Below are 19,420 nucleotides of genomic sequence, written 5' to 3'. Positions count from 1 at the left end.
TGAAAAGGCTGACACAGGTCAGCGAATACCACACGCCCACAACACAATCAGACGATCACGCGCCCCAACCCCACCCCACCTGAACTCCTTCACGGATCCAGGCTGAGGTGCGAGCGAAGCGAGCCACGAAGGGCTCCGCAACCTGTCTCACCAGGCCCTTCGTGGCTCGTCGACCTCGACGCGCTCCTTCGTCGCTTGCTCGGCCCGGCGGCTAACGCTCCTCGCACCTCAGGGAGCAATGATTATGTCGTTCTTTGGGATTAGGAGCCTGCTGAATTAGGGTCCAGCCTGGGTTGAGGTTCCTGCTGCGGGGATGTGTCGGTTCCGGGGTGTGGTCGTGGTGATCGATCTAGGTGGGGCGGCGGTGCCGCGGTTCAGGCGGTGGCCAGTGTCCAGGTGCCGTTGGTGATAGTCAGTCCGAGGGTGATCAGGCGGCGTAGGTTGATCGCGGCGGCGCGGTGGTGCAGCCAGTTGTTGTTGCGTTCGATTCCACGGTAGGGCACCCGCCGGTTACCGCGGGTGAGCCAGGCAATCGTCCGTTCGACCATGGGTCGATGCTGGCGGTAGGTGTCGGCAATAGTCTTGTCAGAGAAGTGTTGTCGGTGTTCGCGCTGGAGTTGGTGGTGTTCGCCGAACTAATTTTGCGTCCACGAACCGCGGTGGTGCACCGTGCCCGAAGTGGGCAGTCTTGGCAGGCCGCACCGTAGGTGACGTGGCCTTTCGCGCTGACCGGCCGGGTCAGGTTGTTGGGGCAGGTCAATGTGTTCGCGTCGGCGTCGAAGGTGAAATCGTCGACGACGAAACCACCAGCAACCGCCGGCATGTGTGGCTTGGGTTTGATCACCGCGTTCTTAGGGAGCAAAGGGGGACGCCCGCGAGCTCGCTCCTCAGGGAGCAGAGGGGGACGCGGAGGGCGGCTTGCCGCTTGTCCGTCCGGCTCAGGCGATGAACAGAATCCACCCGTAGACGAGCAGCCCGAAGACGAAGACCCCGGCGTAGGCCCAGCCGACCCAGATGGCGGCGGTGGCGAAGGGGAGACCCGCCTCGCGACGCTGCCGGATCTGGGTGCGCGCACGGTATCCGAGGACCAGTCCCACGATGAAGGTGATCCCGAGGATCGACAACGCCAGGGCCCACAACGCCATCCGATTGACGCGCGGACCGGCACCGGACTGGGGAGCCACGCTGTCCTCCGAACTTTTGGCGGGTTCGACTGCTGAGTAGGCCTGGGTCGCCGGGGAGGCAGGGCCCGAGGTCTCGGTGTCCGGGCGGTCGGCGACAGCGGGTGTGCCGGCCGCGGCGGGACCGTCCACGACGCGCGTGTCGGGAGACGGATCGCCGGACAGACCGACTGCCAGCCCGCCCGCACCCACCACCTGTGTCGCGTGATCGTCCCGGTCGGAATCCCGACCGGCGGAGTCGGGTCGTCCGCCCGGGGCTGCACCCGGCCGGGGCCCGGCGAAGGGTGGACGGGAGCCATCTGTGGGCCTATTGCCTTGTGGCGGAGCGCCTTTCGCGAACGGCACTCCTCCCGGGCCCGGGCGTTGACCGGGTGGGGGTCGGCGTCCGGGCGGACCGGATGGCATCGGCGGTCGCGGACCCGGGCCGGACGAATTGCCGCCTGGGCGCTGCACGGTGGGGTTGGCGCCCGCCACCGGCCCGGCCGGCACGGGCCCGGGGCCGCTCGGCCGCGGACGCGGCGCACCGGGCGGGTGCGGTCCCCCGGAGGGACCAGACGTCCCGAACGAGTCACCGCGCGGCGGGGCCGGTCGCCGGCCCGGCGGGGGCCCGGGTCTGGTGGGTGGTCGACCCCCCGGCGGCGGCGTGAAGTCACCGCGGGGCGCCGGCCGGCCGTCGGAACGGTCGGGAGCGTCGGCTCCCTGCGACGAGGTCGGCGAGCCCGCAGGTCGTGCGGGGGACCGTTCCCACGGCGCCGGGTTGCTCGTCGGTGCGGAGCTCTCGGGCGCCGACCAGGACTCGCGGGTCCGGTCGTCTGCGCCGCCGGACCCCGGCGGCGGGTTCGGGGAGCGCTCGTCGTCTGAGGTCACGAGACCAAATTACCCGTGCGTGGCGAGCGGCCCGGTGTCGCGTCGGCCGCGGCGGGTCACGAAGCCTGCGTCTCGGTGCTCTCGGCGAGCGCCTCGCGGACCTCCTCGATCCGCGGGACGGTCGGGGACACCGGGGCCACCACGCGTCGGGCGCGACGCAGCGAGCCGACGACGACGGCGGCGGTGACGGACGCGGCGACCACACCCAGCGCGGTCAAGAGGTAGTTCTTGGACATGGGCTCAAGAGTGCCAGCCGGTGTGCGCCGCTGCCACCCCGCCCGGTGCATCTGCGCACCTCGGGGCCGTGTTCCGACCAGCGGATCCGGGTGAGTGGTTGGATGGAGGGATGACTACACCGAAAAGCTCCGCAGTCATCCACACGAATCGCGGCGACATCAAGGTCGACCTGTTCCCGAACCACGCACCCAAGACGGTCGAGAACTTCGTCGGGCTGGCCGACGGCAGCAAGGAGTACAGCAAGCCCAACGCGTCCGGCGGCAACTCCGGCCCGTTCTTCGACGGCTCGGTCTTCCACCGCGTCATCTCCGGCTTCATGATCCAGGGCGGCGACCCGACCGGAACCGGCATGGGCGGCCCCGGCTACCAGTTCGGCGACGAGTTCCACCCGGAGCTGCAGTTCGACCGTCCGTACCTGCTCGCGATGGCCAACGCCGGCCCGGGTACCAACGGCTCGCAGTTCTTCATCACCGTCGGCCCGACCCCGCACCTCAACCGTCGCCACACCATCTTCGGTGAGGTCACCGATCCGGCTTCGCAGCAGGTCGTCGACGCGATCGCCACGACGTCGACCGACCGCAGCGACCGCCCGCTCGACGAGGTCGTCATCGAGAAGATCGAGGTCAACTGACCTCTCCGGAACACACCGCCCCGCAGCGGGCGGTGTGTTACCGGCATCCCGACCGTCCCACCGGCCTGTCCTGCAGCCGGTGCGGACGGCCGGCGTGTCCCGAGTGCCTGCGTCCGGCATCGGTCGGCCAGCACTGTCTCGAGTGCCTCCGCAACGACGGCGTGCAACGGTCGCCGTCGCTCGGCGGCCCACGCCGCGGTGTCCCCGTGATGGCGCGCACCCGCACGGCCCCGACGCAGCCCTACGCCACGTACGCGCTCATCGCGGTCAACCTGCTGATCTTCGCGCTGTGCGTTCTCCAGGCCGGAGTGGGCGATCCCGGCGGTGCGGCGATCTTCGGCGCCGGCGATCTCCTCAAGAGCGACGTCGCAGCTGGTGAGTACTGGCGTCTCCTCACCGCGGGCTTCCTGCATTTCAGCGTCATGCACGTGGCCGTCAACATGCTGTCGCTCTACATCCTCGGCCGCGATCTCGAACTCGCCCTCGGCATCGGCCGATACCTGGCCGTCTACTCGATCGCACTGCTCGGCGGCAGCGCTGCCGTCATGCTCTTCGAGGACGACCGCGCCCTGACCGCCGGAGCCTCCGGAGCCATCTACGGACTCATGGGCGCGATGCTCGTGATCATCCTCAAGGCCCGCGTGTCCCCGGTCCCGGTTCTGCTCATCATCGGCTTCAACGTGGTGCTGTCGTTCTCCCTGCCCGGCATCTCGGTCCTCGGGCATCTCGGCGGGCTCGCCTTCGGAGCGGCCGCCACCGCGGCCGTCGTGTACCTCCCCGACGCCGTGCTGCCCGCGGGTCGTCGGACTCCCCAGGCCGCGAGTCGTGTCGGCTGGATCGCGCTCGCCGCACTGTTCGTCGTGGCGCTGGGGCTCAGCATCGGCGCGGGCGTCGCGTACGACGGGCTCGTCTACATCCGCTGAGCTGCGGCGCGACCTATCCCTCGTCGACGACGAAGCCGGCGTCGCGCAGCGCGTCGACCACGGTCGGCAGGTCGGTCCCGAGGTCCCAGCGGCTGAAGACCACGAGTCGGGTGTCGTCGCGAGGGCCGACGCCGCGGTCGTGCGCGGTCGTGCCGGCTGCGTCGTCGTCGAGAACGTCGATCTCCAGCTGTCCGACCCGCCGGCCGACCCGACGGATTGACAGCGTCCGAATCCGTTCGATGCGTTCCGGGGGGTACGTCCGGTGGCCTCGCAAGGTCCCGAGGACCAGAGCGGGGGTCAGCCCCGATGTGATGGCCAGTCGGGGACGCACCAGCAGGGTGTAGGCGCCGAGCACGAGAAGAAGAATCCCGGCGACGCCCATCAGGACCATGCCGGCCGGATCGACAGCGGCGACGACCGCCGCCACCACCAACGCGACGCCGCCGAGGCAGCCGGCCAGACCGGCGCCGACGGGGGTTGCCCACGCATGTGTGAAAGAGACCTCAGAGTTATCCACAGGAGTTACTCACAATGGGGATGACTTACACACATGTGATTTCCACAGTGTGGATAACTTACACGCGTGTGTTTCAGCAGCTCAGCGCATTCGACACGCGAACGACCGTCGGCGTCTACCGCCAACGCATCGTCATCAACAGGCCCGCCACCATCAGCGAGAAACCGATCAGGAAGTTCCACGAGTTGAGCTCGGCCATCCAGTGCAGGACCTGGCCCTCGCCGCCGTACGCGGTGGGCGTGGCGGCCAGGTAGTAGACGACGAGCCAGGCGAGACCCAGCACCATCAGGCCGAGCATGACGCCTACATAGATGGTGCTCGAAGGGCCGGCCTTGACCTTGACCGGCGTCCGGCTGGCCGGGTTGATGGTGTAATCGGTCTTCTTCCGGACTTTTGACTTCGGCATGACTTCCTCCGTTGTGCGGCACCGCCGGGGCGGTCGTACGCGGGCGGGAGAAGGTGAGCTCGTCCCCGCCACTGGCAAACACTCGAGATCTACGGTATCTCACCAGGTCGCCGACGCCGACCACCCGCTTCGGCGGTAGCCTTTCTCGCGTGAGTCGCATTCTGGTGGTCGACAACTACGACAGCTTCGTCTACAACCTGGTCCAGTACTTGGGCCAGCTGGGCGTCGAGGCCGTCGTGTGGCGCAACGACGACCCGCAACTCTCCCCGGCCGATCCCGACCATCTGCGCGAGGCCGTTGCCGGATTCGACGGCGTCCTCCTCAGCCCCGGTCCCGGCACGCCCCAGCGGGCCGGGGCGACGATGCCGATGGTCCGTGTCGCCGCCGAACAGGAACTGCCGCTGCTGGGTGTGTGCCTGGGACATCAGGCGATCGGTGCGGCGTTCGGCGGCACCGTCGACCGCGCACCCGAACTCCTGCACGGCAAGACCTCACTGGTCTTCCACGATGACGCCGGCGTGCTCGAAGGACTGCCGGATCCGTTCACCGCCACGCGCTATCACTCGCTGACGGTGCTGCCCGAGACGATCCCCGACGAACTCGTCGTCACCGGACGCACCGAGTCGGGCATCGTGATGGCGATGGCCCACCGTGAACTGCCCATCCACGGCGTGCAGTTCCACCCGGAGAGCGTCCTGACCCAGGGCGGTCACCGGATGCTCGCCAACTGGCTCAAGACATGTGGGATCGAGATCGACGAGACCCGCGTGGCCGCCCTCGAAGCCGAGATGGCGACCGCGGTCGGCTGACTTCAGAGGCGAGGTCACCGAAGTGGTTCCGACTCGGCTCCTCGACCTCGACGCGCTCCTTCGTCGCTTGCTCGCCCGGCGGCTCCGCTCGGTGCCGGCTCAACCAGCGGAGACTCGGCTCCTCGACCTCGACGCGCTCCTTCGTCGCTTGCTCGGCCCGGCGGCTCCGCTCGGTGCCGGCTCAACCAGCAGAGAAGCTCAGTTCGGCAGCAGGCTCGCCTGGCCGACGATGATCGTGATCGAACCGCTCTTGCGGGCCTGGGACCCGGGATTCGGCTCCTGGCCGACGACGCGACCGTCGTCGGGGCTGCCGAGCGGCACGTTGCGGGTCTGCCGCGTCAGCGTCGACCGCTCCCAGCCGGCCCGCTCGAGATCGGCCTGGGCCTCGGCGGGCGTCTTGCCCCGGAGATTCGGGACGGTGAAGAGGTTGCCCCGCGACACGCTGATCTGCACGGTGCTGCCCTGCTCGGTGGTCGACCCGGGACCCGGTGAGGTGCTGATGACCTCTCCGGCCGGACGCTCGGAGTCGGCCGCGACCACGACGACCATCATCCCGAGCTCTTCCAGCACGGCTCGTGCCTGACTCTCGGACATGCCGACGACATCGCGGACCGTCACCTCGCGCGGGCCGTTGCCCACGTTGACGACGACCGCACCGTTGACCGGGACCTCGGCGCCGACGGCCGGTGCCGTCGAGACCACCTTGTCCTTCATCTCGGTCGTCGAGTCCACGCGGTCGGTTCGCACGTTGGTGAACCCGAGCACCTTGAGCTGATCCAACGCCTCGGCCGGCGTCTTTCCCACGAGATCCGACGGCAATCGAACACGCTGAGGACCCGTCGAGACATAGAGCGCGACCTCGGAGCCCTCGACCGCCATCACGCCCTCACCCGGGGTCGACCGCGTGGCGAGACCGACACCGACGTCGAGGCTCGGTTCCTCCAGCACGCGGACCTCGAAGCCGGCCCGTTCCAGCGAGGCCTGCGCGTCGTCGGAGCTGAGTCCCGAGACCGCCGGCACCGACACCTCCGCCGCCGAGTCCGAACCCCACGGCGACCACAGGAAGAGACCTCCGACGAGCACCACGACGGCGAGCAGCGCGCCGGCCATGAGGAGCCGTGAGCGGCGTCGGGGTGTCTCCTCGGTGTCCTCGTCACGCCGATGGTTTCCGCCGTTGCCGTTCGAGGTGCGGCCCGCGATCGGCCGACGCGGACCGGTCGTCTCCGTCCGGGTGGGCCGGCGCGGTCCGGTGTCGATGAACTCGGTGCGTTCCTCGTCCGAGAGCAGCATCGGCGCCGACGGTTTGCCACCGGCGAGCACCCGGATCAGATCGGCGCGCAGGTCGGCCGCTGATTGATACCGGTTGTCCTTGTTCTTGCTCATCGCCTTGAGGACGACGGAATCGAGTTCGCGTGGGATCTCCGGCCGGACGTGCGACGGCCACGGGGGATCCTCGTGCACGTGCTGGTGTGCCACCGCCACCGGCGAGTCCCCGGTGAACGGCGGCTCGCCGGTGAGCAGCTCGAAGAGCACGCACCCCATCGAGTAGATGTCGCTGCGCGGGTCGACCTTGATGCCACGGGCCTGTTCGGGCGACAGGTACTGCGCCGTACCCATGACCGCGGACGTCTGGGTCATCGTCGACGTCGAGTCGCTCATCGCGCGGGCGATGCCGAAGTCCATGACCTTGACGGCGCCGGACTTGTCGATCATCACGTTCGCCGGCTTCATGTCCCGGTGGACGATCCCGTTGCGGTGCGAGAAGTCCATCGCCGCGGCGACATCGGCCATCCACGTCATCGCCTGCCGCGGCGAGATCGGGCCGTTGGCGCGCAACACATCCCGCAGGGTGTCGCCGTCGACGTACTCCATCACGATGAACGGCAGCGGGCCGTCCTCGGTCTCGGCCTCGCCGGTGTCGAAGACCTGCACGATCGTGGGGTGATTCAGCTTCGCTGCGTTCTGGGCCTCGCGGCGGAACCGGAGATAGAACGACGGGTCACGGGCGAGGTCGGCACGCAGCACCTTCACCGCGACGTCGCGGTGCAGCAACAGGTCGCGCGCGTAGTGCACCTCGGACATGCCACCGAAACCCAGCGTTTCGCCGAGTTCGTAGCGGTCGGAGAGGTGGTGTGGTGTCGACATCGGCCTCGGTGGTTCGCCCCTCAGGATCTGTGGTCAGAACGGGTCATTCGGAAACTATCGGCTCAAACGCACGGCTCGTACACGCAGCACCATCAGCACAGCGGTGAGAACGGTACGCCGGGGAAACACGGGGTCCCGGTGGCGGCACCGGGGTCCGGCGGCGGCTCGGAGGTGTCGGTCTGCTGACGCGGCGTGGTCGTCTCCGTCGACGTCTCTTCGCTGGTCGTCTCTTCGCTGGTGGTCGTACGGGTCGTACGTCGAGTCGTGGTCGGCTCGTCGGGCTCCTCGGTCGGTTCCACCGCGGTCGTGGTCTCGACGACCGTCGTCGACGGCGGCGGTGGTGTCGCCGCGTCCCCGTTCCCGCTGTTCACCAGATAGAACCCGATGAGCCCGATGGCACCGACGAGAAGGGCGGCCGCGATGCCGGCCAGGACCTTCTGACCGGTGGTCCAGCTGTTGTCCGGCGGTGGTGGCGCCACCGCGGTCCGCGACGTCGGCCGAGGGGTCACCGGCCGCGAGGCCGCACCCGTCGGGGTGGCCCCACGAGCGACTGCGGCGCCGAGCGCGGCGGCTCCCGCTGCGCCTGCCGCGGCACCGGCGATCGCGCCCGGTCGCGGCGGACGCCGCCCGGCACGCACGGCGGCGACCGCGTCGGCGAACTCACCACCGTTGGCGTAACGCTGCCGCGGCTCCTTGGCCATCGTGATCTCGATGAGCTCGCGGACCCCGGACGGCAGGTTCGTCGGCAGGGGTGGCGGTGCCTCCCGGATGTGCTTCATCGCGACGGTGATCGCACCGTCGCCGAGGAATGGACGACGCCCGGTGAGGGCCTCGTAGCCGACGACGCCGAGCGAGTAGACATCCGACGCCGCGGTCGCCTCGTCGCCGGTGGCCTGCTCCGGGGAGATGTATTGCGCGGTCCCCATGACCATCCCGGTCTTGGTGACCGGGGCGGAGTCGACGGCCTTGGCGATGCCGAAGTCGGTGATCTTCACCTGGCCGACGGGGGTGATCAGGATGTTGCCGGGTTTGACGTCGCGGTGGACGAGTCCCTGGCTGTGCGCGGCCTGCAGGGCGCGGCCGGTCTGCTCGAGCATGTCGAGGGTGTTGGTCAGCGACAACCGCCCGAGGCGGGAGATCACCGAGTTCAGGGGCTCACCGTCGACGAGTTCCATCACCAGGTACGCGAGCGGGTCGCCGCCGTTGTAATCCGGGGTCTCGCCGTAGTCGAAGACGTTCGCGATCCCGGGGTTGTTCAGCTTCGCGGTGGTCTGGGCCTCCGCGCGGAACCGCGCGATGAACTCCGGATCGCTGGTGTACTCGGCCTTGAGGACCTTCACCGCGACGCGACGATTCAGGCGCGTGTCGAGCGCCTCCCACACCTGGCCCATGCCGCCCGTGGCGATCAGGCGGATGAGTCGATACCGGTCGCCGATGGTGGTGCCGTTCTGCAGGCTCATCGACTGCCACCTCCCACCAGTGAGTTGATCACTTCTCGTCCGATCGGCGCCGCGACGGTCCCTCCGACCGAGTCCGCGCCGAATTGTCCATTCTCCACCACGACGGCCACCGCGATCTGTGCGTTCGACGACGGTCCGAAGGCGATGTACCACGAGAACGGGGTGTCCGTGCTCGATCCGCTCTCCGCCGTACCGGTCTTCGACGCGATCGACACCGGGCCGCCCGCGCCGGCCGTCGACCGCTCCGACTCGATCATCATCGACGTCAGCTCGGCGGCCTGCTCGGGCGTGATCGGCTTGTTGGCCGTCGTCGGCGGTGTGGTCTGCAGGGTCCGCAGGTCCGCCGCCTGCAACTTGTCGACCAGGTACGGCTGCATGCGCACACCTCCGTTGGCCACCGTCGCGGCGATCATCGCGTTCTGCAGCGGGGTGAGCCGGACGTCACGCTGGCCGATGGACGCCTGCGCGAGGACGTCGAGGGACGGGATCTGCCCGACCGTCGAGTCGACGACGGGCATCGGGATGTCGGGGCCGGGCTGGTCGAGGCCGAACAGGCTCGCGGTCTCGGTGAACTTGGGGATCGCGTCGGACATCTTCTCGGTCACCAGTTCGGCGAAGGCGGTGTTGCACGAGTACTTGAACGCCGTCTCGAGCGACACGGTTCCGCCCGACGACCCGGGGCAGGTCTCGCCGCCGTAGTTCGGGAGGGAGACGTCGGTGCCCGGCAACGGGAAGGTCGGAGCTGCGGTGAGGCGGATGCCCGGGGTGATGTTGTCGCGCAGGGCCGCGGCGGAGGTGACGACCTTGAAGGTCGAGCCGGGCGGGTAGAGCTGGCTGATCGCGCGGTTGAGCATCGGCTGCGCGGTGTCGCCGGGCCGGTTCCACGCCTCCCAGCTGCTCTCCCGGACCTCCTGGTCGTGGCTTGCGAGTCGGTTGGGGTCATAGCTCGGCGTCGAGACCATCGCCAGGATCTTGCCGGTGTTCGGCTGCAGCGCCACGACGGCCCCGCGGCACGGACCGTCGCACGGCCCGTTGAGCATGGCCTGGTACGCGGCCTGCTGCACCTTGGGGTTGATCGTCGTGACGACGTTGCCGCCGCGCGGGTCGCGCCCGGAGAACATGTCCATGAACCGCTGACCGAAGAGCCGGTCGTCGGAGCCGTTGAGGATGCTGTTCTCGTAGTGCTCGATCTGGCTGGCCAGGTACTGGAAAGAGTAGAAACCGGTGACCGGGGCGAACGCCTCGGCGCCCTCCCGCGGGTACTGGCGCAGGAACTTCAGGCGGCTCTCGATCGGCACCGACAACGCGATCACCGTGCCGTCGGCGGTCGTGATCAGGCCGCGCTGCCGGGAGTACTCGTCAAGCAGCACCCGATTGTTGCGGGGGTCGGTCTTGAGGGCATCGGCCTTGAACACCTGCACGTAGGTGGCGTTGGCGAGCAGGGCGATGATCATCACGATCACCGCCATCGACACATTGCGGATGGGCTTGTTCATCGACGCTTCACCACCTGCGTCGGCAGTGCCTCGACGGGCTTGGCGGCGGGACGCTTCTTCCCGGGATCGGGTTCCCGCGCGGCGTTCGAGATCCGGATGAGCAACGCGACCAGGATGTAGTTGGCCAGCAGCGACGATCCGCCGTAGGACAGGAACGGCGTCGTGAGACCCGTCAGCGGGATCAACTTGGTGACGCCGCCGACGACGACGAAGATCTGCATCGCGATGGTGAATGCCAGACCGGTCGCCAGGAGTTTGCCGAAGCTGTCGCGGACGGCGATGCCGGTCCGCAGCCCGCGGTGGATGAAGATCATGTACAGCAGCAGGATCGCGGTGAGGCCGGCCAGGCCGAGTTCCTCGCCGATGGTCGAGATGATGAAGTCGGTGTTGGCGAACGGCACGATGTTGGGCCGGCCCGAACCGAGTCCGGTGCCGAACAGTCCGCCCGTGGCCAGACCGAACAGGCTCTGCCCGATCTGGTAGCCCGAGCCGTCGAAGTCCTCGAAGGGGTTCAGCCACACCGAGACCCGGGTCTGCAGGTGCGAGAAGATCGACCACGCGAAGACCGCGCCGATCGCGAAGAGCCCGATGCCCAGCACCAGCCACTCGACGCGCGAGGTGGCCACGTAGAGCATCGTCAGGATGGTCGCGAAGATCAGCAGCGACGTACCCAGGTCTTTCTGGACCACCATGACGGCGATGGCGATGGCCCAGGCAGCCAGCAGCGGACCGAGGTCACGGGCGCGCGGGAGGTCGACACCGAGCACGTGCGGACCGGCGGTGATGAACAGATCACGCTTGGAGACCAGCACCGCGGCCGCGAAGATGATGATCAGGATCTTGGAGAACTCACTGGGCTGGATCGAGAAGAACGGCGTGATGATCCAGTTCTTCGACCCGTTGATCTCCGAGAACGCGCTGGGCAGGATCGCCGGGATGATCAAGAAGACCAGTCCGCCGAGGCCGAGCGTGTAGGCGTACCGCGAGAGTGTCCGGTGGTCGCGGATGAGGATGAGTACCGCGGAGAACGCCACGATGCCCAGCACTGCCCACAGCAACTGCTGATCGGCGTTGCGGGTCGCCTCGGTGGCGTTCACCGACTCCCCGGTGTTGCCCGTGCCGAGGTCGAGACGATGGATCAGGACCAGGCCGAGACCGTTCAGGACGGCCACGACGGGCAGCATGATCGGATCGGCGTGGGGTGCGTAGCGGCGAACCACCAGATGGGCGACCCCGAACAGTGCGGTGTACGCGGCGACGTACTTGAGGATGTCCCAGGTCAGGTTCTGGCCCTGGGCGGCTTGGACGATGAGCAGCGCCACCGTCACCAGGCCGATGGCGAATCCCAGGAGCAGCAGTTCGGCGTTGCGGCCGGTGCTCGTGGCGGGCTGGCGTGGCGGGGCGTGCGGGGCGGGCGCGGCTTGAGTCATCTCACCTGCTGCCGGCAGCTCGTGACGGCGTCCTGGTCAGGTGCGGGCGTGTCGGCCGGCCCGGCGTTGCCGGTGGACGGTGCCACCGATTCGGTGGCGCCCTGCTGCGGGATGCCCGGTGCCGGCGCCGCGGTGGCGCGGGGTGCCGGGGCGGACGGATCGGTGCTCGGCGTCGACTCCGACGGTGCCGGTGCCGGGGGAGTCGGCGCGGGGGRGGGCGACGAGGGTGCGTTGTCGCAGCGGAAGGTGAGCTCGTCGGTGACGACGCCTTGGATCTGTTCCTCGCTCTTGTTCCGGATCATCACGTTCTTGACCGACTGGGCAGGACCCGACACCAGGTCATCGACGTTGAGTGGGAACTCGCAGGAGGCGTCGTAGGAGATGAACGTGTAGCTCGGTTCCGCCTGGTCGAGATCTTCGACGCAGACGCGCTGCACCGGGTTGCTCATCGACAGGAAGAAGACCTTCTCCGGTGAACCCTGGTAGATGAGCACATCGCCGGTGTCGTCGGCGGCCACGTAGTAGTTGCTGCGCACGATGGCGCGGACGAGGAAGATTCCGACGACTAGCGCGGCGATCACGGCCAGCGCGACTCCGGCGACGATCCAGCGGCGGTACTTGCTCTTCTGCTTGGCGGGGGGCTCGTCCTCGGTCAGCACCGTCGGACGCTGCGGTTCGGCAGGCGGCGGGCGTAGTGCCGCGGCGCGTCCCGCGGCGGTGGCGGGATCGGGGGTGTAGATCTCCTCGTTGCCGCCGGCGGCCCCGCCGACGATCGGTCGCGAATCGCCGTACTGGGTGTCGACGACGTCGGCGAGGACGACGGTCACGTTGTCGGGGCCGCCGCCGCGCAGTGCGAGCTCGATGAGGCGGTCCGCGCACTCCTTGGGGTCAGCGATGGAGCCGAGGGTCTCGGCGATGGTGTCCTCGGTCACAACGTCCGACAGGCCGTCGCTGCAGAGCATGTACCGGTCACCCGCGCGCGCTTCCCGCATGGTGAGGGTCGGTTCGACCTCGGTGCCGGTCAGCGCACGCATGATCAGCGAACGCTGCGGGTGGGTGTGTGCCTGTTCGGCGGTGATCCGACCTTCGTCGACGAGGGTCTGGACGAACGTGTCGTCGCGTGTGATCTGGGTCAGGGCACCGTCGCGGTACATGTAGCCGCGGGAATCGCCGATGTGGCACAACCCGATTCGGCTACCGGCGAAGAGGATCGCGGTGAGCGTGGTGCCCATGCCGTCGAGTTCGGGTGACTCCTGCACCTGCGCGGCGATCGCCTCGTTGCCGGCGCGGGTGGCGCTGTCGAGCTGGGTGAGCAGGTCGCCGCCGGGCTCGTCGTCGTCGAGCGTGCTCAGCGCGCGGATGACCAGTTGGCTGGCGACTTCGCCGGCCGCGTGGCCGCCCATGCCGTCGGCGAGTGCGAGCAGGCGCGGACCCGCGTAGAAGGAGTCCTCGTTGTTGGACCGAACGAGACCGCGGTCGCTGCGCGCGATGTAGCGCAACACAAGTGTCACGGGCGCAACTCGATCACGGTCTTGCCGATGCGGATCGGCGTGTTCAGCGGCACCTTGACCGCGGTTGTCACCTTGGAACGATCGAGGTAGGTGCCGTTCGTGGAGCCGAGGTCTTCGACGTACCAGTCGTCGCCGCGTCGCGAGAGCCGCGCGTGCCGTTCGGAGGCGTAGTCGTCGGTGAGCACGAGCGTCGAGTCGTCCGCGCGTCCGAGCAGGACCGGTTGCTGGCCGAGGCTGATCCGTGTGTTCGCCAGTGCACCGTGGGTCACCACGAGGTAGCGGGCCGCGCCGCGGACGCCACCACCGCGGCGTCGTTTCTCCGAGCCGCCCGAGTACCGGGGCATACGCAGACCGCCGGCCGACGCGATGTCGGCGCGCAGGGTGCGGATCACGGCGAAGACGAACAACCAGAGCAACAACAGGAACCCGATGCGGGTCAGTTGCAGCACCAAGCCCTGCATGTCGTGTTCACCTCCAGCGCGTTCCGTCTCGGTCGGGTCGTACCCGCGGCAGCAGTCGTCGGACCGCCGATCGAAAGGAGCGGACCCGACTGCATCTTATGGGCAGATCCGCCGAACCCGGTCATTCGGATATGACAGTTCAGTATCAACCGGCCGGAGAGGCTTCTGGCCGGTGTCGACTGCCGCGCGCCCGCGGTGGGCGTGCGCTCGGCGTATGCGGGTCTACTGGAACCGGACGGTGATGTCGGAGTGTCCGACGCGGATGCGGTCGCCGTCGGCGAGTTCCCAGGTGTTCACCTGGAGATCGTTGACGGTGGTGCCGTTGGTCGAGTTGAGGTCGGTGAGCATGGCGGTCGCACCGTCCCAGCGGATCTCCACGTGACGGCGCGAGACGCCGGTGTCGGGCAGACGAAACTGTGCGTCCTGTCCGCGGCCGATCACATTGGATCCCTCGTGCAGCTGGAAGGTGCGGTTGCTGCCGTCCTCGAGCAGCAGCGTGATCGACGACGGGGCGTACCCGGCTGCCGGCCGGCCCGCGCCGTAACCCTGGTCGTACCCGCCCTGGTAGTCGTACCCGGCGGGCTGCTGACCGTAGGCCTGCTGGCCGTAGCCCTGCTGCTCATAGCCCTGCTGACCGTAACCCTGGTCGTAGGCGGGCTGCTGGCCGTAGCCCTGCTGGTCGTAACCCTGCTGTCCGTAGCCGGGCTGTTGACCGTAACCCTGGTCGTAGCCTTGCTGGCCGTAACCCTGCTGCTCATAGCCCTGCTGGCCGTACCCGGGCTGCTGGCCATAGGCCTGCTGGTCGTAGCCCTGCTGGCTGTAACCCTGCTGTCCGTAGCCGGGCTGCTGGCCGTAACCCTGGTCGTAACCTTGCTGGCCGTAGCCCTGCTGGTCGTATCCCTGGTCGTAGCCGGGCTGCTGACCGTACTGGTCGTAGCCCTGTTGGCCGTAACCCTGGTCGCCCTGCTGCCCCGATCCCTGGCCGTACTGGTCGTACGCGGGATCGGCGCCCCTGCGCTGGTCGTATCCGGGATTCTGAGTCATCTTGGGGGCTCCTTGGTCGGGGGCGTCGGTAGGTGGGGGAACAGGGGCCGGGCGTCCGGCCGGCGGGCCGGGGACCGGTGCACCGTGCGGCTGTTCCGAACGTGCTGCCACCGGGCGGGGCCGCGCGTCCGGGTTGACCGTGCCGCGTGCGCGGAAGATCCCCGTGTGCAAGGACGGCGATTGCTCGAACTCTACGACGACCTTGCCGTAGGTCTGCCACCCGTTGTCCTTGATGAAGTTTTCCAAATGCTTCGAGAAAGTCTTGCGGTTCAGCTCGTATTCCGCAGCGATGTGCTGATGATCGGTGGGACTGAACAGCAGCGTGTAGCTGTTGGCCGCAAGGACCGTACCGTCACCGAGGTTCTCGAGCGACTCCTCGGCTTCTCGCTGTAGCCCGTTCTCGATCTCCTGCGGGGCCACCTGACCACCGAAGACACGGGCAAAACCGTCGTCAACTGCACCTTCGAGCTTGCGTTCCAGTCGTTGCAGGATCCCCACCGAGACCTCCTTTCGCGGCAATAGAGCGTGTCGCCGTGCATCTGGCCTTGTTTGATGATAGCGACATCAACGGCCAACTGTGCCACCAAGGCAACTGGTGCACCGTCTGCAACACCTGTCCCATTGGTGTGTATCCGGCATCTGACGTAACCCGACGTACTGCACAAATGCAACGTCGGAGATCGAGTTTTGTTTCGGTGGCGGCGTGCTGCTATCGTCGTCCAGTCGCCGGACACACCCAGTTCGACGACATGCCCACCGGAACTCCGGTGGCCACGGGCGAGTGGCGGAATGGCAGACGCGCTGGCTTCAGGTGCCAGTGTCCTTCGGGACGTGGGGGTTCAAGTCCCCCTTCGCCCACCACGAACTGCACAAGACGAGGTCACGAGCCCAAGGGCTGGTGACCTCGTTCTTGTTTGCGTAGGGGTGTCTGGTTCGCCGACCGAGTATTTCCGCGTCCAACTGTGCCGAGTCGGTAGGTTTAGTGCCTGCACCGGCGAAAGGGATGTACGAGACTCATGGCGACGACGAACGCTTCGTTGATCTGGAACATCGCGAACCTTCTTCGCGGCCCGTACCAGCCGAACCAGTACGGCGACGTCATCTTGCCGTTCACCATCCTGCGGCGCCTCGACGCCATCCTCGCTCCCAACAAGGGCGACGTCCTCGCGGATTACAAGAAGGCCCAGGGACTCGGCATCGATCCCTTCGTCGTGCTCAAGTCGAAATTCTCCCTTCCGTTTTTCAACACGTCCGTGTGGGACTTCGGGAAGCTCGCAGCCGACCCGGCCGGCCTCGCCGACAACCTGGTCGCCTACATCGAGGGCTTCTCGGCGAACATCCGCGATGTCTTCGACGGCTACAAGCTCACCGAGCTGATCGGCGACCTCGACAGGAAGGACCGGCTGTTCCTGATCGTCAAGGAGTTCGCGAACGTCGACCTGCACCCTGACCGGGTGACCGGGCACGACATGGGCTACATCTTCGAGGAGCTGATCCGGAAGTTCGCCGAATCCAACAATGCCGCCGCGGGTGACCACTTCACCCCACGTGAGGTCATCGCCCTCATGGTGGACCTGCTGTACGCGGACAAGGACCTCGAACTCACCGCCCCGGGCATCGTGCGGACCATCTATGACCCCGCAGCCGGCACCGGCGGCATGCTGTCGACGGCGTATGACCATCTGACGGAGATGAATCCCGACGCCCAGCCGGTGTTGTACGGGCAGGAGATCAATGCCCGTTCTTACGCAATGTGCAAATCCGACATGGTCATCAAGGGTCAGAGCGTCGACAACATCTACCTCGGAGACACGCTCTCCGACGACGGCTTCGCCGGCCACCACTTCGACTTCCTGCTCTCCAACCCGCCGTTCGGTGTCGAGTGGAAGACGCAGCAGAAGTCGGTTACGGCGGAGCACGAGCAGCGTGGGCACGCCGGTCGCTTCGGCCCGGGGCTGCCCCGCGTATCGGATGGTTCGTTGCTGTTCCTGCTGCACCTGATCAGCAAGATGCGTCCCGTCCGCAACCCGGACGACAAGGGCTCACGCCTGGCGATCGTCCTCAACAGCTCTCCTCTCTTCACCGGTGGTGCCGGGTCGGGTGAGTCGAACATCCGGCAGTGGATCATCGAGAACGACCTCCTCGACGCGATCATCGCCCTGCCGACCGACATGTTCTACAACACCGGCATCTCCACCTACATCTGGATTCTCGACAACACGAAAACCGTCCAGCGAAAGGGCAAGGTTCAGCTCATCAACGCTGCCGACATGTTCGGCAAGATGCGAAAGTCGTTGGGCTCCAAGCGTAAACAGCTTCGCGACGAGGACATCAAGCTGATCTGCCAACTCTACGAGGACTTCCGGCACGACAACAACCCCGACGAGACCGCACTGTCAAAGGTGTTCGCCAACCAGGACTTCGGGTATCACACGATCACCGTCGAACGCCCCCTGCAGTTGAGTTTCACCGTCCGCGAGGAGACGGCCGGGCAGGTCCTCGCGAACAAAGCGATCGTCAAGCTCCCCGAAGCCGAGCAGGCTGCCGTTCGAGAAGCGGTGACTGCAATGGTCGGGTGGACGTGGTCGAACCGCGACAAGTTCGTCGACGAACTCAAAGCCGCGCTCAAGAAGGCCGGAATGCCGAAACCCGCTGCACCCGTGGTGAAGGCAATCTGGACCACCGTCGGACAGCACGACCCCGACGCCGATGTCATCACCACCAATGGCAAGCCGGACGCCGATACATCGCTGCGTGACACCGAGAACGTGCCACTGCGCGAAGATATCGAGGACTACTTCGCCCGCGAAGTGTTGCCACACGTCCCGGATGCGTGGATCGACCACGATAAGACCAAGACCGGCTACGAAATCCCCGTCACCCGGTACTTCCACCGCTACACCCCGCCTCGGCCGCTCGACGAGATCCAGAACGATCTGCGCCGACTCGTCACCGAGATTCAGGCCATGCTCGTGGAGGTGGGCGCGTGACCTGGCCGGGTTACCCTCAGTACAAGCCCTCCGGGAGCGCCTATCTCGGCGATGTCCCCTCTCACTGGATTGTCAGCAAGTTCTCGCGGCACGTTTGGATCAACGGTGGTCAAGTCGACCCTCGAGTCGATGCGTACTGCGCCATGCCATTGATCGCTCCGAACCACGTGGAGTCGCAGACCGGAAAGCTACTGGCGCTAGAAACTGCCGAGGAACAGGGCGCAGACAGTGGCAAATACCTGGTCCGTCAGGGCCAGATCATCTACTCCAAGATTCGTCCCAACCTCGCGAAGGCAGTCATCGCTCCGGCCGACTGTCTCTGCAGCGCAGACATGTACGGACTTACGCCAGATCCCTCCGTACTGGACAGTGCTTATGCGATCCGCGTCCTGCTATCGAGACCTTTCACCGACTACGTCGTAGACTCTTCAATGCGCGTCGCAATGCCCAAGGTAAACCACGAATCACTCGGTGCTGCACCCGTCTGGTTTCCACCAGTCGACGAGCAACGGATGATCGTCGATTTCCTCGAGCGCGAGACCGCCAAGAGCGATGCGCTGATCGCCAAGCAGGAGCAGCTCATCGCCACCCTGCGCGAGGACCGCGCCGCCACGATCACGCAAGCCGCCACGAAGGGCCTCGACCCGGACGTCGAGATGAAGGACTCGGGTGCTGGTTGGATCGGCGACGTCCCTGCACATTGGTCGGTGGCGAAGATCAAGCACGGGTTCTCCGTAACCCTGGGGAAGATGTTTCAGGGAGAGGCGCAGGCCGCCGTTGACGTGCAATTGCCGCATCTGAAGGCTGGGAGCCTGACGACAACCGGTCTGAGCCTTGACGATCCGTTGCTCTGTTGGTTCTCGCCGGGAGAGATTCATTCGCTGACCCTCAGAAAGGGCGACATCCTCGTTGTCGAGGGTGGTGCAATCGGGCGCTGCGTTGTCCTGGACCGGGACCTCGATGGCTGGGGCTTTCAGAAATCGCTGAACCGTGTTCGTGCTTTGCACGGTGACAGTCCAGAGTTTCTGGCATACCTGATCGAGGCAGCGACTCTGTCAGGTCACGTGTCGATTCTGTGTGGCAGAGCGACAATTCCGCATTTTACTGCTGAGAAGTTGGCCGCCCTGGAATGGCCTCACCCCGGGGTAGATGAACAGGTGGCGATTGCCGCGTTTCTCAAGGCGCGATGCGCCGAGATTGACGCTCTAATTACGAAGTCGACTGAAATGATTGAGACACTCCGTGAGTACCGCTCGGCCCTGATCACGGATGCCGTGACGGGGAGAATCGATGTTCGGAAGGTGGCGTGAAC

General features: G+C 66.8%; 17 protein-coding genes and 1 tRNA gene. 6 read left to right on the top strand and 12 right to left on the bottom strand.

Features of this window, described 5'->3' with window-relative positions; genetic code table 11:
* Positions 1-374 precede the first annotated feature (374 nt).
* From A9310_RS25165 to A9310_RS25890, 3 genes are all read right to left on the bottom strand, one after another.
* Complete coding sequence (locus A9310_RS25165) at positions 375-578, bottom strand: transposase (RefSeq protein ID WP_083207349.1); 204 nt, start codon at positions 576-578, stop codon at positions 375-377.
* Positions 579-938: 360 nt separating this feature from the next.
* Positions 939-1,184, bottom strand: coding sequence for a DUF4190 domain-containing protein (locus A9310_RS11040; protein ID WP_058253056.1), 246 nt, complete (start codon positions 1,182-1,184; stop codon positions 939-941).
* Between the two features lie 920 nt (positions 1,185-2,104).
* Complete coding sequence (locus A9310_RS25890; protein ID WP_171011560.1) at positions 2,105-2,284, bottom strand: hypothetical protein; 180 nt, start codon at positions 2,282-2,284, stop codon at positions 2,105-2,107.
* Between the two features lie 110 nt (positions 2,285-2,394).
* Between A9310_RS25890 and A9310_RS11030 the strand changes: the two genes are divergently transcribed.
* Positions 2,395-2,916 (top strand): peptidylprolyl isomerase, encoded by a 522-nt coding sequence (locus A9310_RS11030; RefSeq protein WP_058253011.1) that lies wholly within the window; start codon positions 2,395-2,397, stop codon positions 2,914-2,916.
* 209 nt (positions 2,917-3,125) lie between these two features.
* Positions 3,126-3,839, top strand: coding sequence for a rhomboid family intramembrane serine protease (locus A9310_RS11025; protein WP_058253057.1), 714 nt, complete (start codon positions 3,126-3,128; stop codon positions 3,837-3,839).
* Between the two features lie 13 nt (positions 3,840-3,852).
* Here the strand turns inward: A9310_RS11025 and A9310_RS11020 are convergent, their stop codons facing one another.
* A complete protein-coding gene (locus tag A9310_RS11020; RefSeq protein WP_065630655.1) occupies positions 3,853-4,356 on the bottom strand; it encodes a PH domain-containing protein in 504 nt (167 codons plus the stop codon).
* Between the two features lie 115 nt (positions 4,357-4,471).
* Positions 4,472-4,762 (bottom strand): cell division protein CrgA, encoded by a 291-nt coding sequence (gene crgA, locus A9310_RS11015; RefSeq protein WP_010843022.1) that lies wholly within the window; start codon positions 4,760-4,762, stop codon positions 4,472-4,474.
* A 149-nt stretch (positions 4,763-4,911) separates the two neighbouring features.
* Here crgA and A9310_RS11010 point away from each other — a divergent pair, with 149 nt between their 5' ends.
* Positions 4,912-5,571 carry an aminodeoxychorismate/anthranilate synthase component II gene (locus tag A9310_RS11010; RefSeq protein ID WP_065630654.1) on the top strand — a complete coding sequence of 220 codons (660 nt, stop codon included), beginning with the start codon at positions 4,912-4,914 and terminating at the stop codon, positions 5,569-5,571.
* Positions 5,572-5,769: 198 nt separating this feature from the next.
* On the opposite strand, the gene pknB is transcribed toward A9310_RS11010, so the two are convergent.
* The 7 genes from pknB to A9310_RS10975 form a co-directional block, all read right to left on the bottom strand.
* A complete protein-coding gene (gene pknB / locus A9310_RS11005) occupies positions 5,770-7,716 on the bottom strand; it encodes a Stk1 family PASTA domain-containing Ser/Thr kinase (protein ID WP_065630653.1) in 1,947 nt (648 codons plus the stop codon).
* A 92-nt stretch (positions 7,717-7,808) separates the two neighbouring features.
* Positions 7,809-9,176 (bottom strand): protein kinase, encoded by a 1,368-nt coding sequence (locus A9310_RS11000; protein WP_065630652.1) that lies wholly within the window; start codon positions 9,174-9,176, stop codon positions 7,809-7,811.
* Complete coding sequence (locus A9310_RS10995) at positions 9,173-10,672, bottom strand: penicillin-binding protein 2 (protein ID WP_065630651.1); 1,500 nt, start codon at positions 10,670-10,672, stop codon at positions 9,173-9,175. The genes A9310_RS11000 and A9310_RS10995 overlap by 4 nt, the downstream gene beginning before the upstream one ends.
* A complete protein-coding gene (locus tag A9310_RS10990; protein WP_065630650.1) occupies positions 10,669-12,102 on the bottom strand; it encodes an FtsW/RodA/SpoVE family cell cycle protein in 1,434 nt (477 codons plus the stop codon). The genes A9310_RS10995 and A9310_RS10990 overlap by 4 nt, the downstream gene beginning before the upstream one ends.
* Entirely contained in the window at positions 12,099-13,613 is a 1,515-nt protein-coding gene (locus A9310_RS10985) for a PP2C family serine/threonine-protein phosphatase (RefSeq protein WP_065630649.1), read from the bottom strand. Before A9310_RS10985 ends, A9310_RS10990 begins: the two co-directional genes overlap by 4 nt.
* The gene (locus A9310_RS10980; RefSeq protein ID WP_058253019.1) at positions 13,610-14,074 is read right to left on the bottom strand and encodes an FHA domain-containing protein; all 465 of its coding nucleotides are present in this window, start codon (positions 14,072-14,074) and stop codon (positions 13,610-13,612) included. The genes A9310_RS10985 and A9310_RS10980 overlap by 4 nt, the downstream gene beginning before the upstream one ends.
* A 222-nt stretch (positions 14,075-14,296) precedes the next feature.
* Complete coding sequence (locus A9310_RS10975; protein WP_065630648.1) at positions 14,297-15,616, bottom strand: DUF3662 and FHA domain-containing protein; 1,320 nt, start codon at positions 15,614-15,616, stop codon at positions 14,297-14,299.
* A gap of 277 nt (positions 15,617-15,893) precedes the next feature.
* Between A9310_RS10975 and A9310_RS10970 the strand changes: the two genes are divergently transcribed.
* From A9310_RS10970 to A9310_RS10960, 3 genes are all read left to right on the top strand, one after another.
* Positions 15,894-15,979: transfer RNA gene (locus A9310_RS10970), tRNA-Leu, on the top strand.
* Between the two features lie 155 nt (positions 15,980-16,134).
* Positions 16,135-18,108, top strand: a complete 1,974-nt coding sequence (locus tag A9310_RS10965) for a class I SAM-dependent DNA methyltransferase (RefSeq protein WP_065630647.1) — start codon at positions 16,135-16,137, stop codon at positions 18,106-18,108.
* Entirely contained in the window at positions 18,105-19,418 is a 1,314-nt protein-coding gene (locus tag A9310_RS10960; RefSeq protein ID WP_139104595.1) for a restriction endonuclease subunit S, read from the top strand. The genes A9310_RS10965 and A9310_RS10960 overlap by 4 nt, the downstream gene beginning before the upstream one ends.
* Positions 19,419-19,420: the final 2 nt, after the last annotated feature.

Origin of the sequence: Gordonia sp. UCD-TK1 (assembly GCF_001691435.1) — a bacterium.
GTDB classification, from domain to species: domain Bacteria; phylum Actinomycetota; class Actinomycetes; order Mycobacteriales; family Mycobacteriaceae; genus Gordonia; species Gordonia hongkongensis.
This window is presented reverse-complemented; position numbering and strand designations above follow the sequence as displayed.

Coding starts and splice junctions, on each gene's coding strand:
- A9310_RS25890 (WP_171011560.1), bottom strand. CDS start 2,284: ATGTCCAAGAACTACCTCTTGACCGCGCTGGGTGTGGTCGCCGCGTCC.
- A9310_RS11030 (WP_058253011.1), top strand. CDS start 2,395: ATGACTACACCGAAAAGCTCCGCAGTCATCCACACGAATCGCGGCGAC.
- A9310_RS11025 (WP_058253057.1), top strand. CDS start 3,126: ATGGCGCGCACCCGCACGGCCCCGACGCAGCCCTACGCCACGTACGCG.
- crgA (WP_010843022.1), bottom strand. CDS start 4,762: ATGCCGAAGTCAAAAGTCCGGAAGAAGACCGATTACACCATCAACCCG.
- pknB (WP_065630653.1), bottom strand. CDS start 7,716: ATGTCGACACCACACCACCTCTCCGACCGCTACGAACTCGGCGAAACG.
- A9310_RS11000 (WP_065630652.1), bottom strand. CDS start 9,176: ATGAGCCTGCAGAACGGCACCACCATCGGCGACCGGTATCGACTCATC.
- A9310_RS10995 (WP_065630651.1), bottom strand. CDS start 10,672: ATGAACAAGCCCATCCGCAATGTGTCGATGGCGGTGATCGTGATGATC.
- A9310_RS10990 (WP_065630650.1), bottom strand. CDS start 12,102: ATGACTCAAGCCGCGCCCGCCCCGCACGCCCCGCCACGCCAGCCCGCC.
- A9310_RS10980 (WP_058253019.1), bottom strand. CDS start 14,074: ATGCAGGGCTTGGTGCTGCAACTGACCCGCATCGGGTTCCTGTTGTTG.
- A9310_RS10965 (WP_065630647.1), top strand. CDS start 16,135: ATGGCGACGACGAACGCTTCGTTGATCTGGAACATCGCGAACCTTCTT.